The sequence below is a fragment of the Prochlorococcus marinus str. MIT 9302 genome, from assembly GCF_000759975.1.
Classification (GTDB): domain Bacteria; phylum Cyanobacteriota; class Cyanobacteriia; order PCC-6307; family Cyanobiaceae; genus Prochlorococcus_A; species Prochlorococcus_A marinus_M.
This window is the reverse complement of record NZ_JNAM01000002.1, coordinates 85,580-101,935: the sequence shown is the minus strand read 5'-3', so window position 1 is coordinate 101,935 and position 16,356 is coordinate 85,580. Positions and strand designations below refer to the sequence as shown.

The following is a 16,356-nucleotide window of genomic DNA, read 5'->3' as shown; positions in this document are numbered from 1 at the left end:
AATGAACCAAAAAATACATAAAGTTGAAGTCAGATTGTCAATTAAGGAAATCTCCAAGGAAATATGGAATGAATTAGCAAATGAAATCAATAATCCATTTTATGAATGGACCTGGCTTAAAAACCTTGAAATATCAAAAAGTGTTTCAAGAGAAACTGGTTGGCAGCCTCTATATTTTGTTGCTTATAACAATGAAGAAATATTAGGAATTGCTCCACTTTTTTTAAAAAATCATAGCTATGGAGAATTCATTTTTGATCAGTCATTTGCAAGATTGGCTCAAGAGCTTAATTTAAATTATTACCCTAAATTAATTGGAATGAGTCCTTATAGTCCTGTCAATGGATATCAATTTCTTTATAAAAAAAATAAAGATAAGAAAGAAATTACAAATTTACTGATAAACCATATCGAAAGTTTTGCGATTACAAACAAAATTTTAAGTTGTAATTTTTTGTATATTGATGAAAGCTGGGGCAACCATCTTAAATCTTTGGGATACCATGAATGGATAAATTCCAGCAGTGAATGGAGGAGTAATGGAGAAAAAACTTTTGATGATTTTCTTTCTAGATTTAACTCTAATCAGAGAAAAAATATAAAAAAAGAGAGGAACTCAATTACTAAACAAGATATTAAAGTAGAAATTTTTAATGAAGCTAATATCAACCAAGAAATCCTCAAAAAAATGCATAATTTTTATGAACAGCATTGTTCGAGGTGGGGGGTTTGGGGAAGTAAATATCTAACATCTACATTTTTCGAAAAAATTGTTGATAATAAAAAAAATCTTTTACTTTTTAGCGCATCAAAAAATAATTCAAATGATATTTTTGCTATGTCAATGTGCGTTAAGAATAAAAACAACTTATGGGGTAGATATTGGGGTAGTGAAGAAGAAATATCAAATTTACATTTTGAATTATGCTACTACCAGCCAATTGAATGGGCAATAAAAAATAGTATTCATTTGTTTGATCCTGGAGCGGGCGGTAAACATAAAAGGCGGAGGGGGTTTTTTGCAAAAAGCACCATTAGCTTGCATAAGTGGTTTGACAAAAATATGGAAAATATAATTTATCCTTGGCTAAATGAAGTTAATAAACAAACCGAGATGGAAATTGATTTGGAAAATAAATCTATACCCTTTAAATAAACAATTATTTGGTTTTACCAAAGATTATATTATTAATATAGTTTTTATTAACTTCTAAGAATGGATTCTAGTAAAAGTTTCTATAAAAAAATAAAGATTGATAATAATCTATCCAACCGATATATAGACTTAGATCCAAACGGTTATTTTATTATAAAAGTAGATTTAGAACAAAATAAAATCATTTTAGAGCACTTTCTAAATAATATTAATGATGAAGGATATGCGCTTGACCCAGAAACAAATGAACCAATTAAATGCGACTCTCAAAATAAAAGAGTTAGTAATGAAGTTTTTGAAGGTATTAGTGCCAAACAACTTGGGATATTGATCACTGAAGAAAGAAATGACTTAATAACCAGATTCGATCATGCTCTATATTTAGGCAGGGAACTACAAAAAGCAGAAGAATGTTTATACAAAAAATTACCATATATCCAAGATTAAGAAATTAAACGAAACAATCTAATCTTTTCATCTGATGTTAAATTAAATAAAAATAAAAAAATTAATGAACATCATTTTCTATTTTGCATTTATTGGTTTTGGTTTTGGAGCTGCTTTCGCATTAGATAAGATCTTAAGAGCAGTTAAATTAATTTAAAAAAACTACAAAATTTCAATAGTCTCTCCATACAAATCATATTCATCCGCAAAAGAAATATTTGCTTCAACAAATTTACCAATATAATTTTTCAAATCATTATTAGCATTAATAGATAAAATCACATTTCCGTCAATTTCAGGCGCAAAATTGTAGGACCTACCTATTAATTCGTTATTATCTGATATTTTTTCTACCAAAATCTTCATTTTGGAACCAACATATGACTGATTTTTATCTTTAGAGATATTTTGTTGAACTGAAATAACGTTATCTTTTCTTGCCTCTGCAACCTCTGGGGATACTTTATTAGGCAAATCAAAAGCTACAGTTCCTTCCTCAGGAGAAAAAATAAACACTCCCACATGATCAAATTTGTGCCTATCCAAAAATTCGAGAAGATGTGCAAAATGTTCTTTTTTTTCTCCTGGGAATCCAACAATGAGACTAGTTCTTAATACAGCAGATGGAATTTCTTCTCTAATTTTCTCCAAAATTGATTCATTCAAAGAAGCTTGCCAAGGTCTATTCATACTCTTCAACACATCTGGATGACTATGCTGAAGTGGCAAATCAAAATAAGGTACTATATTTTTTGCATCTTTGAAAGCTTTAATAACTTCATCAGTTAAACCAGTTGGATAAGCATAATGTATCCTTATCCAAGGAATTTGAACTTTTGAAAGCTCATGCAAAAGTTTGGCTAATGAGGGTTTTCCATAAATATCTTGTCCATAATTAGTTGTTATTTGACTAATTAGTATTATTTCTTGAATACCCTGCTTTGCAAGACTTTTAGCTTCTGAAACTATAGATTCTATTGTTCTACTTCTTTGAGGACCTCTCAACTTAGGAATAATACAAAAAGCGCAATTATAGTTGCAGCCTTCAGCAATACGAAGATAAGCAACAAATTTGTTTTTATCTACAAAACGAGGTATTTCCTCATCTGCAATAAATTCGGGTATTTTTGAAACTTCATTAACAATTTCCCCTTTTTCTACTCTGTCTAAAACCTTGGCTATCTTTTGATAATCTCCTGTTCCAACCAAACCTTTTATTTCAGGGATTTCTTTTAGAAGTTCATCTTTAAAATGCTGAGCCATACAGCCTGCAACTATTACTTCCTTTCCTTGATTTGTATATTCTAGAATTTTTCTAATAGATTCTTCTCTAGCTGTTTCAATAAAACTGCAAGTATTTACAACAACAACATTTGCATCATTTATATTGCTGTCAACTTCATAACCCTCTTTATCTAATAAGCCTTGCATATGTTCAGTATCAACAAGATTTTTCTCGCAACCAACATGACTGAATGCAATCTTAGATAGTTTTTTTTCTTTAACATTTTGATTATTTTGTTTCACAAATTTAAAAATTAAAAAATTTTAACAGCATTTCGTACGCAACTCTCATGCCAAGATAATATTAGGATAGATCATGTAAATAACAAACTTACATTTTTTATGGCGCTTAAAGCTTTTAAAAGTAGAACTCATAAAGAGTTGAAATGGCCAAAAATCATAATCGCAATTCTTAGCACTATAGGCATAGTTGACACAGGTTCGATTACTTTAAAAAACTGGGGATTATTTACGTCGCTTTCATGCCCTGGGATACAAAATGGTTGTGAAACAGTTTTAAATAGTCCTTGGGGTACTTTATTTGAAAATAATCAAGTTAATATTCCTCTCTCATTAGCTGGATTTATAACGTATTTATCAATATTAGTTCTCACAATAATACTTTCAATCAATTTAATTTCTCCAAAAGAAAAGCTAAATAAGTTTTTCTGGTGGTTAATATTTCTAATTTCATGTGCTTCCTCTTCATTTAGCTTTTTGTTAATCAATATAATGTTTTTAAAGATTCAAGCATATTGTTTTTTTTGTATACTTTCAGCAATTATATCGTTTTCTATCTTTATAATCTCTATGATTGGAGCAAAGTTTGAAAGTAGAGAATCTATGATTTTTAGGGGTTTTATTGTAGCCATAAGTGTCCTGCTAGGAGGCCTAATTTGGTCAACTAATGTTGACCCTTCAAATGCTATTGATATTCAACGTCCCACTGAAAATGTATCACCAATAATTACAACTTCTAGTTCTCCCCAGAAAATCGAATTTGCAAAATTTTTAAAAGAAAACAATATTATTATGTATAGCGCGTATTGGTGCCCTCATTGCCACGATCAGAAACAACTATTTGGTAGAGAGGCAGTTAAAGAATTAGCAGTAGTTGAATGTGCTGAAGATGGTAAAAATAATGATTATGAGCTATGCCAATCTAAAGGAATTAGTGGATTTCCTTCTTGGGAAATAAATGGAGAAATAATTAGTGGTACGCGCGACTTGAATGAATTGGCAATAAAGACTGGATATCAAGGAAATTCTAATTTTTAATCAATCTTTTATGAATTTTTTGATCTAACTGCTGTCTAGTATGGCATTCCCAATTTTGATCTTTATCTGGAAAATCATCTCTAAAATGCCCTCCTCTACTTTCTTCTCTAAATAGACAAGCGTTTAATAAAGTTTTAGTTGTTATTTGTCTATTCTTTAAATCAAGCAAAAGGTTCAGTACCCTCCTATTTGGTTCACTAAGTTTAATTCTTTGATCAAATTTTATGTTTTCAAGACTATTTAATAAAGCATTTTTATGTAATTGAGCCATTTCATCTTGAATATTATCAAGAAATTTTCTCATCTTTTCCTTCTTTCGAGATACACCTAAATTTAACCAGCATAGTTTTCTTAAATCATCAATTTTTTCTGCAATTTTAGAAATTTGATCTTCTTTCGGATCTTCAATATCTAACTCTTGAAATGATTTATCTAATTTTATAAATTTAGGAGGATCATTCAAAACAATTGAAGACATTTTCCTCGCAAAAACAAGGCATTCCATCAGTGAATTACTTGCCAATCTATTAGCACCATGAACTCCAGTTGATGCAACTTCTCCTACAGCATATAATCCTTTTCTTGTAGAAGATGCACTTAAGTCAGTTTTTACACCTCCCATCCAGTAGTGAGCTGCAGGAGCTACAGGAATAACCTCATTTAAAGGATTAACCCCATAATCCTGACATCTACTTAAGATAGTGGGAAAACGCTCTACAATTTTTTCGGGATCAATATACCTAAGATCTAAGCCAACATGATCTACATTATTTTCATGCATATTCTTCATAATTGCTCTACTTACCTGATCTCTAGTAGCTAAATCACGATTTTTAAGATTTTTAACTGGGCTTTCACCATTTTTATCAACTAAAATAGCTCCTTCTCCTCTAAGTGCCTCAGATATTAAGAAACAAGGAGCACCATAAAATTTTAAAGCGGTTGGATGAAATTGAACAAATTCTAAATCTTCAATAGCAGCCCCTGCTTTCCATGCAAGAGCAATTCCTTCTCCAGAGGATTGAGCAGGATTAGTTGTGTTAGTAAATAAATGACCACCTCCACCTGTAGCCAAAACAACCGCTCTCGATTGAATCCAATATAAATTCGCTCCATCAAGAACCTTAACTCCTTTACATTCTTCATTTTCAATAAGAAGTTCAGTTACTCTTACACCCCTACAGTGAAGAATATTTTTTTTATTTTCAACATGATCTTCTAGAACTTCAACTAATGCTCTACCAGTACGATCTTTTACATGCAAGACTCTTCTTCGAGAATGAGCTGCTTCTAAAGTAGTAGCTAGTTGATCAGAACTTTGATCAAAAATCATGCCTAAATTCTGCAACCTATCCACGCAACCTGGGGCTTCTTTAACTAGCATTTCGACAGCTTGGAAATCACATAGTCCATCCCCTGCTTTTAAAGTATCATCAGCATGAAGATCGAATGAATCATCTTCCCTAATAACAGATGCTATACCTCCTTGAGCCCATCTACTAGAAGATACCTTGCTAGTGTTTCTATTTAAAAGAAGCACTTTTAAATTAGCGGGTAATTCAAGGCAAGTCATAAGTCCTGCAGCTCCAGCACCTATAACGATTACATCCCAATTATTTATCGGGATTGGTTCTTGCGAAAATGGAGGCCTAAGCATTAAACCAATCCACTAAATGTTGGTTGCAGAATTGCTAGAAAAATAAAAATACCATCAACAATTAATGTCGTTTGAATTACATAACTAGAGACCAATAGTGCTTTACCATTAGTGGTATTAATAGTCGCAGAATCAAAAATTTCTTTTGATATAAACCAAAGTATAAGTGCAACAAAAACAATAATAGATAAGGATTTTATTTGAATAAGATTCTCTGATGTTTTTTGAAGAATTAGAGGAGCAGTTTCAGAATCTGCTGTGATGACCTGCCTCCATTGATCCATTATTCCGATCAAAAATATTGTAATGTCAGTAACTGCAGTTCCAAACAAAGAAGAGATATAAAAACTAGAACCTATTTTCCAATTAGTACCAAGGCCAATTAAAGCAAATGGAAGAACTACAGCTTCCACAGGAATGTGCAGGATAGGATATGGACTTAACCATCCCCAGAATAAACATCCACCAAGCCAACTCCCAGATACGCCAAGTAATAATGAACTGACAATAAACCATTTATTTGATGGTTTTTTGTATAAAACAAATGCTCCCAAGAGGATTATAACAGTAAAACAAAGAGCACTAATTGGTTGAAATCTGACCCAAGGAGCTTGAATAAATATAGGTAAAATTACAAAAAAAGAAGACCACAATCTTAAAGAAATTGGCCTTGATAAAAAAGTACTTTCATATGAATCGACTTTTTTTTTCAATTCATAGTTGAAGCTATCTTTCACATCTAAATTTTTTGTAATTAATTCTTTCAATGGAAAAAATTTATTGGTTTATTTTAATTAATTGAAATCGTGTTTTTAAAAACTGCTAATTTATTATTTTAATAAATCAAGGGCCCTTAATTTCACAATATTATTGAGTATTTTAAAAGTATTTAATACACTTTGAGTCATTTATGAGTTTAAAATAAATATAAAGACTAATATCTGGAATTTAATTGTGTGGCAAGAAATTAATTACAAACAAGATTCTAACGATCTTATGGTTCCTAATATTGCTTATAAAATAAATCCTGCAGAAATTGAAAGTATCGAAGCTAATTCGATTGCTGAAGAAATAGGATTTGAATCAGGTGATTCAATAATTAGTATTAATGGAAAAAAACCAAGAGATTTAATTGATTATCAGATTCTCATTAGTGAAGAATTTTTAAACATATCAGTTTTAGATAAAAATCATGAAATTCACAATATAAGTATTGAAAAAGATCAAGACGTAAATTTAGGTATTAATTTTAAAGATGCATTATTTGATTCAATCAAGCAATGCAATAATAGATGTCCATTTTGTTTTATAGATCAACAACCAAAAGGTAAAAGGAAAAGTCTTTACGTAAAAGATGATGATTATAGATTAAGTTTCCTTTATGGTTCTTATCTAACCCTTACAAATTTAAAAAAAGAAGATTGGGAAAGAATTTCTAGGCAAAAACTATCTCCTCTTTTTATTTCTGTTCATGCTACTGATCCAGATACTCGAGAAAAATTATTAAAAAATAAAAATGCGGGAATAATTCTTGATCAAATCTCCTGGTTTGAAAAAAACTCTATACAAATACATGCTCAAATTGTCGTATGCCCAGATATAAATGATGGGAAAATTCTTGAGAAATCAATTTTGGAACTTGCAGACTTCTACAAAAAAACTTCTCAAACAGTACTTTCAGTTGCGATAGTTCCTGTAGGACTTACAAAATTTAGACCTGAAAATGATGGATTAAAATCTATAAGCTCGGAATATGCAATAAAAACCATTAAACAAGTAGAAAGGATTCAAGCTTGTTTACAAAAGAGTCATGGGACTCGTTTTTGTTGGCTAGCAGACGAATGGTATTTAATAGCAGGTAAAACTTTACCTAGTTACAAAACCTACGAGAATATGCCGCAAGAATCTAATGGAGTTGGCTCAATTAGAAGCTTTCTAAAAACATTAAGTGAAAAGACTAAAAATCTACCCCAAACAGTAAAAAAGCCAAAAAAAGTCAGTTGGATTGTTGGTAAATTAGTTTATGAAGCCCTCATTCCTACAGTTGAGAAATTAAACTTGATTGATGGGTTGACAATTAATTTGTACGGCTTACCAAGCATTTATTGGGGACAAGAGCAAGTGGTTACTGGACTTCTAACTGGAGAAGATCTAATTTATGGACTGCAAAATAAGGATTTGGGAGAGGGTATCTACATACCATCAATCATGTTAAAAATTAATACTGATTTGTTTTTAGATGACAAAAATATTAAAGAAGTAGAAAATCTATTGAATACCCAAATTCACGTTCTTGATGATTCTAATGATATTATAAGTACTTTAATTGGCAAATCTAATAAAACAAATAGTATAAAAAATGCTTAAAAAAGTAATAAATGCAATCTTATTTTTGCCTCTTTCAATATTTAGTAACTTTCTAGAAATAAAAGCCAACGAAAAACAAGGATTTATAGATAAAGTTTTAGAAGAAAAATCAAATAAGCCTTTTATTAGTTATCAAGACATAGAAAAAATTGTCTTAAATAGTCACGAGTTAAGATCATTACAAAATTTAGTTACCTCTGCAAGCTTTAATCTTTCTAGTCAAATTGCTCAAAGATACCCATCTTTAGATTTTCAAGCCAATGGGTTGCCCAAATATGTCGCAGGTAAAAATAACAATAGCAATTCAGCGACTTTAAAAACTTCACAATTTACGGCTAATCCATCTCTAAATATTAAATGGGATTTAATTGACCCCCTTAGAGGATTCGAAATTAAAATTGCCAGAGAAAATTACAAAATTGCAGAAAATAATTATGAGATTAAGAAAAAAGATTTAATTCAAGAAGCCAGAATAAGGTATCACAAATACCAAAAATCATATCAAGATATTCAAAATAAAAAATTTACAGTTAATTTATCAACTACAAGTTTAGATAATGCTATAGCGAAGTTAGATGCTGGAATTGGTACAAAATTTGAAGTTCTTGAAGCAGAAGCTCAATTATCTCGGGATAAACTATCTCTTAACGAAAAAAAAATAGACCATAAAATTAATAAAATTTCTCTCAAAGAGATTCTTAACATAAAGGGAGATTTCGAAATTAATAAAGAACAAAATCTAACAGGTTTCTGGAATCATAGACTGAATAAAAATATTAATGAAGGTTTAGATAAAAATCTTTCTTTGAAAAACCTCCTACTTCAACAATCTGTTAAAAAGAATCAGGCAAAAAGTTTTTTATCTCAAAATAAGCCAAATATTTATATCAGCAACACTTTCGCAAGTACATTTTCTAAGGGCGACTCTCTTTCCCCTAATATTGACTCTGAAGAATCTGGATCTAACTATACAAATACAATAAGTTTAAATTTTGGATGGAGAATTTTTAATGGTGGACAGAATAAAAACTCTTACAAATCAAAAATAGCAGATGCAGAATCTGATGAATATACTTATAAAAATCTAAAAAATGTTTTGACCACAAATATTAGCAAAGCATATTTGAATCTCAGATTGAATGAAGAGAGAATTATTTCGTCTCTTAAAGAAATTGAATCTAGTCAAGAGTCTGTAAGGCTTTCCAGGCTTAGATATGATGTTGGAATATCAACTCTAAAAGATGTACTTGTAAGGCAAAGTGAATTAAGTAATGCAAAATCAAAAAATATTAATGCTCTATATAGTTACAATTTAAATTTAGATGAATTAGAAAGATTAACTTTTCTTGAAATAAGTAAAAATTGTACAGATAACAATAATAATAAAACTAAAGATAGCGAATCTATTTGCAATATTTCAAAATGAATCCAACAAATTTAACCAATAAGCAACTAAGTGAATTAGATTCTCTATTTGAATTAGTTAGTCAACGACAAATAAAAGATTTTGGCAATATTAGTGCTAGCAATAAAGCAGACGGATCATTAATAACAAGTTGTGACTTATGGAGTGATAAAACAATTGTAGATGGTCTAGCTTCAATAGCTCCAGATGAGGGAGTCCTTAGTGAAGAAGGTGGTAAGTCAATTCCTAATACTAAAGCATATTGGGTAGTTGATCCACTGGATGGGACAACAAATTTTGCTGCAGGTATTCCATACTGGTCTATATCAGTTGCAAGGTTTGTTGATGGCAAACCTCAATCTTCTTTTTTAATAATCCCTACATTGAAAAAAAAGTTTGTATCCATTAAAGGTAAAGGTGTTTGGTTAAATAACCAAAAACTTGTGCCTAACCACAATAATCACAAAAGTGAATGCGTCTCTTTATGTAGTAGATCTATAAAAATTCTGCAAAAAAAACCAAACTCAATATTTCCTGGCAAAATCAGACTCCTAGGTGTATCGAGTTTAAATCTAACGAGTGTGGCGATGGGACAAACTTTCGGAGCAATAGAATCAACCCCAAAGATATGGGATATTGCAGCTGCCTGGCTTTTATTAGAAGAACTCAATTGTTCTATAAAGTGGTTAGAAACCGATCCTTTAAATTTAGTTATAGGACAAAACTTGAGCGATGTTAATTTTCCATTAATTGCTTGTAGATCAACAGAAAAAATTGAAATCTTAAAGCCATGGGGTAATTTGTTACTGGAAAAATAGTTGCATCATAAATAAATAATTGCTTGAAAAATTTCTTAATTAGATACAATAAAAAAATATATGAGATAAATATTTGAAGAAAATTAATATGCAACGAAGTTCAACCTGGATACTGAAGAGTTTGTGGGGAGCTTGTGAAAGATGGAGCAAATCTGATTGCATTGATCTAAGTGCTGCATTTGCTTACTACACACTTCAATCATTTTTTCCTATTCTTCTAATTTCTCTTTCAATAGCATCATGGTTCCTGGGCAAACAAGAGGGCCTAGATCAAGAAATCATTTCTATTGCAGCCCAAATTTTACCTCCTTCAGTAGTTGAATTAGTAGAAACAACATTATTTAAATTGATTGATCAAGGTTTTGGAGCAGGGATTCTAGGAGCTATGTTTTTACTATTTACAGCAGGAAATGCATATTTATCTCTCCAAAGAGGTTCAGATAGGCTATGGGAGGATGAACTTCCTTCCAAAAGAGTAAATTCTGCTTGGAGAGAGCAAGCTTCAAGGTTTCTCCGGAATAGAGTTGAAGCTTTTTTAGTAGTATTCTTTATAGGATTTTTAATGGTATTAGATCAAATTAGTGCAAATCTTAGAATGATACCAAGTAACGTCTTAGAAAATCTCTCAAAATCTAATAATTTAATTTCTGATTTATTTCTAAAGTTACCTCTTTTACAAGTTGGTCAATTTGCAATTCCACTAATTGGCTTCTCTTTAATGGCTCTTCTATTACAAGCTCTCTTGCCAAGTAGAAAAGTTCCTCTAAGACCACTATTGCCTGGATCTATTCTGATTGGGATTGGTCTAACAACCTTAAATTTAGCAGTAAGTAAAAGTATTCTTTCGCTTGGCGCAAGATTTCAAGCATATGGTTTTATTGGAGGCTTTCTTGTACTTACTTTATGGGTTTGGCTTTTAGGTGTGATTTTATATTTTGGACAGTGCTGGAGTGTAGTTATTGCTAGTATGACTTTAGTAAAGATAAGAAGAAAAAGAACTAATATGTAGTATGAATTATTTTCTTAAAGTAAATAAAACTCTTCTTTCATATTCATTGATCATACTTATAGTAATTCCTATTTTTGGGATTAACTTTTTAATAAGCTTTCTAGGTAACATCCTACTCCTTTTATTTCTTATTCCTCTTTTATTATTACTTTTAGTTTTTATAGGATTTAACTTTTACAAGTCAAAATCCAGTACATGTAATAATTGTGGTGCAATATCCTTAGGATTAAGTGATACCTGCATGAATTGTGGTGCAGATTTAAAGGATATTAGTATAAGAAATCAATTTAATAAAAAACCGAGTGAAAGTACTATAGAAGTTAAGGCAGAAGAAATTAAATGAGGACTTAACCTATTCCAATTTGTCTAAGGATACTTTGTCCAGTAATTAATTCAGTACTAAGACCAATTAAAATGCCCATCATTGCCATACGACCATTCCAGGTTTCAGCAAAATTTACAAATCCAAATCTCGGTTGTTTTTCATCGTTCATAATTAACTATATTTTCATATCTCCCATTTTAACGTTTTAAGGAAGAATTTATGATAAATAATTAATTATTTAATATGTCTAACACCATCAACAGGTCGATACTCATCTCCAGTTAATTCCTCATATACAATTGCTGGCAATCCAGTATCAAACATTGTTTGCAAGGCTTCCTTTAACATAGGATTCCAGCCTCCAGTACTTACTTTTCCATGTCTTACAGTCCAATCCCAAGTTCCTTGCAGATCTCTGGGCAATCTACCTTCTCTATCTCTGCGAGCGACTAAGTCTAAAGATTCTACTAAACCAACAATAATTGGATTTTTGCCATAAGAAGGAGTAAGGCTTAGTTCAAGCCTTACAGGATCTTCTTTAACCATTTTCAATCGAAACCTTGGTGGTAACTTAAGGGATCTTATGACTGCTGAGACAATTTTTGTTCTTAATTCCAATTTTTTTACCTTAGATTTTAAATTCGATTAATCAGTTGTTGAACCCTTTTCTTCTAGGGTTGGGTCATTATCATTTGAAAATCTTACTGTTAATAATTCCTCTTCAGTTATGTTTCCTGATTTATCTAAGAGTTCTGGATGTATTGTGTACTTTTTTTGTTGAAAGTTAGATTTATTGAAACGTTTTTGTTCTGTCCCTGATATGCCCCAACCATTGGACATCACTTTAAAAGCTTTCCACACTAAATAGGTCAAAGCCGCAGAATATATAATTGGAAATAAAAAAGACATCAAACTTATAAATTAATTAGATCTATGATTAGTATCATAGCCTGAAAAAAAGAAAATTAGCTATTTCAAGTTAATAAATTTTTCTCTTAACAAGATTAATTTTTTTTAGTAGTTATAGTAAAACTACACAAATAATGTGTATTTAATGGATTCGAAAAAAATAAAAAAATCAAAATTGAAAATTTACAAACATAATCAATTATTACTCTCCTCATTTATTGCGATGGGTATTTTATGTCCATCAAATGTAATATCCCAACCATTAACTACAAAAAAACTTAATGAAGTTAATATTTATTCAAACAAATCTTTCATAACTAAAGCTGTAGAAAAAGCCGGTTCATCTGTTGTGACAATTGATACTCAAAAATACGTCAAAACAAGAAAATTTCCAAGAAATTCTCAACTATTTATCGACCCATACTTTGAAAGATTTTTTGGATTAGATTTACCTAACGATAATCAGCCAAGGATAGAGCAAAACCAAGGGAGTGGATTTATATTCGCAGACGGACTTGTAATGACTAATGCTCATGTTGTAAATGGATCGGATAAGGTAATTGTTGGTTTAACCAACGGCAAAAAATTAAAAGCAAAACTTATAGGGCAAGACTTTTTTACTGATATAGCTGTACTTAAGATTGAAGGAAAAGGACCTTGGCCAAAAGCAAAATTGGGCGATTCAACAAAAATTAAAGTTGGTGATTGGGCAATCGCAGTTGGGAATCCATTTGGATTGGAGAACACAGTTACGCTTGGTATTATCAGTAATCTAAAAAGAAACGTGACTCAATTAGGCATATACGATAAAAAACTTGAGCTTATTCAAACAGACGCTGCTATCAATCCTGGAAATTCTGGAGGTCCACTACTAAATAGCAATGGAGAAGTAATTGGTATTAATACCTTGATAAGATCAGGTCCAGGAGCGGGTTTAAGTTTCGCAATCCCAATTAATAAAGCTAAGGAAATTTCCTATCAACTTATCAATAATGGAAAAGTAATGCATCCTATGATTGGTATAAGCCTAATAGATGATAGGGATTTTAAAACAAATAATAATGCCGTAAAAGTTGGTTATGTAGTACCAAATAGTCCCGCCGAAAGGAGTGGAATCAAAGTCAATGACATAATCATCAAAGTGGGTAATAAAGATATTAAAAAAGCTTCAGACGTTATAAGCCAGATAAGTAAAAATGGTATTAAAAAACAAATAAATATATTATTACAGCGTAGAAATAAATTTATTCGTTTAAAAGTAACACCAACTGATATTACTAATATATATAATAACTAAAAGTTTCAAACGCCATTCTGTTTAAGTATTTCCACACACCTAGAAATACAATTACTATTTTTCATATCACAGGTTGAAATGCATTCAAAATAACTTTCAATAGGATCCGAAATATGAAACTGTTTTTCTGAGAAATCATAATCTTTCATATGAATTATTAAAACTTATTCTTATATTTTTAAGATTAAGCAAGGAAGGTAAAATATGTAAATAAAAATAGGTTATCTTGCCTAGCTAAATGTAAACTTTATTAAAAGAAATCAAAAATTTTTCTAAAAATTATTATTTAGTAAATACTAATTATTTTTCCTTTTTATTTTTTTCTAAAAAATATTCATAATTTCCATTATATGAAAATAACTTTGAATCTTTAATTTCAATAATTCTATTTGCAACTTGCGAAATAAAATATCGATCATGAGAAATTATTAACAATGTACCTTTATAGTTCTTAATTGCTAATTCTAGATTTTCTTTAGACTGCAGATCCAAATGATTGGTTGGTTCATCCAGTAGAAGAAAATTACTTGGATTCATAATCATAAGAGCCAATGCTAATCTTGCTTTTTCTCCTCCACTAAGTTGTTTAATAAATTTAAAAACAGTTTCATTTTGGAAACCAAAACCTCCTAAAAATGTTCTTACTTTTTTTTGTGACCATTCTGGGGATTTATTATAAATTAAATCAATAACCTTTTCATCAAGAGAAAGTGCTTCAGCCTGGTTCTGTTCGTAATAGCTAGTAATTATATTATGTTTACCCAAAATAATTTCTCCAATTTCAGGAGAAATTATTTTCATGATTATCTTTAGCAATGTAGATTTTCCGCAACCATTAGGACCTAGTATCGCAATTTTATCCCCCGCAGCAACCTTCAAATTAACATCAAAAAAAAGAATTTTATCCCCATAACTATGAGACAAATTTTTGATGTTCAGAACTGATTTTCCTGAACGAGGAGAATCTGGAAAGTTAAAAGTAGGACTTTTTGATTTTGCAATTGGTAGTTCAATTTTAGAAATCTTTTTTAATTGTTTTTCTCGACTCTTTGCTTGTGAACTTCTAGTTGCACTAGCTCTAAATCTATCTATATACTTCTTCTGGATTTCAATTTCTTTTTGCTGCAATTGATATGCTTTATTTTGTGATTCTTCATTTAAAGACTTCTGTTCCACAAAAAAAGAATAGTTACCATTATATATTTCAGATGTTCCTCTATCTATAAAAATTATTTTCTTACATAATTTATCTAAAAAATATCTGTCATGACTAATAATAATAATTGCAATCTTAAGGGAAGATAAATATTCTTCCAACCAGAAAATAGTATCCAAATCTAGATGGTTGGTAGGTTCATCTAGTAAAAGTAAATCAGGATTTTGTAAGATTATTTTTCCAAGTGCAATTTTCATTTGCCAACCACCTGAAAAATTTCCAACTAATTTATCAGCATCTTGGATAGAAAAGCCTAATTTTGGTAATATTTTTTCTACATCAGATTGCATTTTATAACCACCTAAAGCCTCAAATTTTGCTTGATATTTTGCAAGTTGATGTACTAAAGTTTCGAATTCATAGGCATTCTTTTTTATATCCAAAGATTTCATTTTATTCTCAATTTCTGAAAGTTCAATGGAAACAATTTGTATATCTTTAAAAGAACTTTCTAATTCCTCTCTCACTGAGAGATTCAAATTACAATCTAACTCCTGTTTGAGATGGACAATTTTAGGATTTCCCTCTTTAATGATCGTTCCACTTGTTTGATCTTCCTCTCCAATTAAAATCTTAAATTGGGTCGACTTTCCAGCACCATTTGAACCAACTAATCCCACTTTTTCTCCTTTCTTAATCTCCCAACTAATATTTTTTAAAACAACATCTGTAGAATAAATCTTGCTTACACCTTCAAGTCTAATCACTGTTATAAAGATAGAATTTACAAAATCAAGGACTTATTTACTAAAAATATTTTGTGGAATAAGATTAACTTATGAAAAGAATAGAACAAATTGTAGTAATTTTCATAGCTGCAGGTCTGGCAATACCAAGTTATTGGTTTTTTTGGACTTTAGCTGGCGGCGGTGGCTACAATAAAAGATTAAAGCCAATGACAAATCAAGACAGTAATTATTCAAAACCTTTTCCTAAAGACCTCCTCGAGCCTTAACTAACCACATTTTAGTTGCCTCATCGTCAATAGTACTCAAATATTCAATAACCTCCTCTTTAGTCACAGAAATATTTAACTCGTTGCCAATATCGCATATTTTATCTAAAGCTTTTTTTGGATTCGTCAAAGCTGTCATAAACAAACTTTGTTTCTTTTTGGAGTCGTTTGCTATCAACTTATAGAGCTTTTCAGCATTACTAGACATTTTTTTAAAATCTATTTATTAATAG

The 16,356-nt window shown here is 30.4% G+C and carries 19 protein-coding genes; 11 read left to right on the top strand and 8 right to left on the bottom strand.

Translation table 11 applies throughout. The features are described 5' to 3' along the window. Position 1 precedes the first annotated feature (1 nt). The 3 genes from EU96_RS08075 to petL all read left to right on the top strand — a co-directional run bounded on the left by EU96_RS08075 (position 2) and on the right by petL (position 1,760). The gene (locus EU96_RS08075) at positions 2–1,156 is read left to right on the top strand and encodes a peptidogalycan biosysnthesis protein (protein WP_032525812.1); all 1,155 of its coding nucleotides are present in this window, start codon (positions 2–4) and stop codon (positions 1,154–1,156) included. Positions 1,157–1,216: 60 nt separating this feature from the next. Continuing rightward, on the top strand, positions 1,217–1,603 hold the full coding sequence (locus tag EU96_RS08080; protein ID WP_032525811.1) for a DUF4346 domain-containing protein: 387 nt from the start codon (positions 1,217–1,219) through the stop codon (positions 1,601–1,603). A gap of 64 nt (positions 1,604–1,667) precedes the next feature. Then, positions 1,668–1,760 (top strand): cytochrome b6-f complex subunit PetL, encoded by a 93-nt coding sequence (gene petL / locus EU96_RS0108935; protein ID WP_032525810.1) that lies wholly within the window; start codon positions 1,668–1,670, stop codon positions 1,758–1,760. 5 nt (positions 1,761–1,765) lie between these two features. Here petL and rimO read toward each other — a convergent pair whose 3' ends face one another. Next, positions 1,766–3,130 (bottom strand): 30S ribosomal protein S12 methylthiotransferase RimO, encoded by a 1,365-nt coding sequence (gene rimO / locus EU96_RS08085; RefSeq protein ID WP_032525809.1) that lies wholly within the window; start codon positions 3,128–3,130, stop codon positions 1,766–1,768. Between the two features lie 99 nt (positions 3,131–3,229). Here rimO and EU96_RS0108930 point away from each other — a divergent pair, with 99 nt between their 5' ends. Continuing rightward, entirely contained in the window at positions 3,230–4,165 is a 936-nt protein-coding gene (locus tag EU96_RS0108930; RefSeq protein ID WP_032525808.1) for a vitamin K epoxide reductase family protein, read from the top strand. Here EU96_RS0108930 and nadB read toward each other — a convergent pair. Together nadB and EU96_RS08095 are read right to left on the bottom strand one after the other, a co-directional pair. After that, positions 4,155–5,822, bottom strand: a complete 1,668-nt coding sequence (gene nadB, locus EU96_RS08090) for an L-aspartate oxidase (protein ID WP_032525807.1) — start codon at positions 5,820–5,822, stop codon at positions 4,155–4,157. The two genes, EU96_RS0108930 and nadB, sit on opposite strands and share 11 nt — an antisense overlap. Further along, the gene (locus EU96_RS08095) at positions 5,822–6,589 is read right to left on the bottom strand and encodes a DUF3120 domain-containing protein (RefSeq protein ID WP_032525805.1); all 768 of its coding nucleotides are present in this window, start codon (positions 6,587–6,589) and stop codon (positions 5,822–5,824) included. The genes nadB and EU96_RS08095 overlap by 1 nt, the downstream gene beginning before the upstream one ends. Before the next feature lie 187 nt (positions 6,590–6,776). Here EU96_RS08095 and EU96_RS08100 point away from each other — a divergent pair, with 187 nt between their 5' ends. The 5 genes from EU96_RS08100 to EU96_RS08120 all read left to right on the top strand — a co-directional run bounded on the left by EU96_RS08100 (position 6,777) and on the right by EU96_RS08120 (position 11,764). Further along, positions 6,777–8,189: a TIGR03279 family radical SAM protein gene (locus EU96_RS08100; RefSeq protein ID WP_032525804.1), complete on the top strand. Its 1,413-nt coding sequence runs from the start codon at positions 6,777–6,779 to the stop codon at positions 8,187–8,189. Beyond that, positions 8,182–9,615: a TolC family protein gene (locus tag EU96_RS08105; RefSeq protein ID WP_032525802.1), complete on the top strand. Its 1,434-nt coding sequence runs from the start codon at positions 8,182–8,184 to the stop codon at positions 9,613–9,615. Before EU96_RS08100 ends, EU96_RS08105 begins: the two co-directional genes overlap by 8 nt. Then, positions 9,612–10,412 carry an inositol monophosphatase family protein gene (locus tag EU96_RS08110; RefSeq protein WP_032525801.1) on the top strand — a complete coding sequence of 267 codons (801 nt, stop codon included), beginning with the start codon at positions 9,612–9,614 and terminating at the stop codon, positions 10,410–10,412. Before EU96_RS08105 ends, EU96_RS08110 begins: the two co-directional genes overlap by 4 nt. 88 nt (positions 10,413–10,500) lie before the next feature. Then, the gene (locus tag EU96_RS08115) at positions 10,501–11,421 is read left to right on the top strand and encodes a YihY/virulence factor BrkB family protein (protein WP_032525800.1); all 921 of its coding nucleotides are present in this window, start codon (positions 10,501–10,503) and stop codon (positions 11,419–11,421) included. Position 11,422: 1 nt separating this feature from the next. Next, positions 11,423–11,764 (top strand): hypothetical protein, encoded by a 342-nt coding sequence (locus EU96_RS08120; protein WP_032525799.1) that lies wholly within the window; start codon positions 11,423–11,425, stop codon positions 11,762–11,764. A gap of 4 nt (positions 11,765–11,768) precedes the next feature. Here EU96_RS08120 and EU96_RS08125 read toward each other — a convergent pair whose 3' ends face one another. The 3 genes from EU96_RS08125 to EU96_RS0108925 all read right to left on the bottom strand — a co-directional run bounded on the left by EU96_RS08125 (position 11,769) and on the right by EU96_RS0108925 (position 12,655). Continuing rightward, positions 11,769–11,915: a hypothetical protein gene (locus EU96_RS08125; protein ID WP_032525797.1), complete on the bottom strand. Its 147-nt coding sequence runs from the start codon at positions 11,913–11,915 to the stop codon at positions 11,769–11,771. 65 nt (positions 11,916–11,980) lie between these two features. Next, positions 11,981–12,364, bottom strand: coding sequence for a hypothetical protein (locus EU96_RS08130; protein ID WP_032525796.1), 384 nt, complete (start codon positions 12,362–12,364; stop codon positions 11,981–11,983). Between the two features lie 27 nt (positions 12,365–12,391). After that, positions 12,392–12,655 carry a DUF2973 domain-containing protein gene (locus EU96_RS0108925; protein ID WP_032525795.1) on the bottom strand — a complete coding sequence of 88 codons (264 nt, stop codon included), beginning with the start codon at positions 12,653–12,655 and terminating at the stop codon, positions 12,392–12,394. A 145-nt stretch (positions 12,656–12,800) separates the two neighbouring features. Between EU96_RS0108925 and EU96_RS08135 the strand changes: the two genes are divergently transcribed. Continuing rightward, complete coding sequence (locus tag EU96_RS08135; protein WP_032525851.1) at positions 12,801–13,952, top strand: trypsin-like peptidase domain-containing protein; 1,152 nt, start codon at positions 12,801–12,803, stop codon at positions 13,950–13,952. A gap of 300 nt (positions 13,953–14,252) precedes the next feature. On the opposite strand, the gene EU96_RS08140 is transcribed toward EU96_RS08135, so the two are convergent. Continuing rightward, complete coding sequence (locus EU96_RS08140) at positions 14,253–15,875, bottom strand: ABC-F family ATP-binding cassette domain-containing protein (RefSeq protein WP_032525794.1); 1,623 nt, start codon at positions 15,873–15,875, stop codon at positions 14,253–14,255. Positions 15,876–15,946: 71 nt separating this feature from the next. Between EU96_RS08140 and EU96_RS10115 the strand changes: the two genes are divergently transcribed. Next, on the top strand, positions 15,947–16,123 hold the full coding sequence (locus EU96_RS10115; protein WP_193741289.1) for a hypothetical protein: 177 nt from the start codon (positions 15,947–15,949) through the stop codon (positions 16,121–16,123). Here the strand turns inward: EU96_RS10115 and EU96_RS08145 are convergent. Continuing rightward, a complete protein-coding gene (locus EU96_RS08145; RefSeq protein WP_032525793.1) occupies positions 16,101–16,331 on the bottom strand; it encodes a hypothetical protein in 231 nt (76 codons plus the stop codon). The genes EU96_RS10115 and EU96_RS08145 overlap by 23 nt on opposite strands. Positions 16,332–16,356 lie beyond the last annotated feature (25 nt).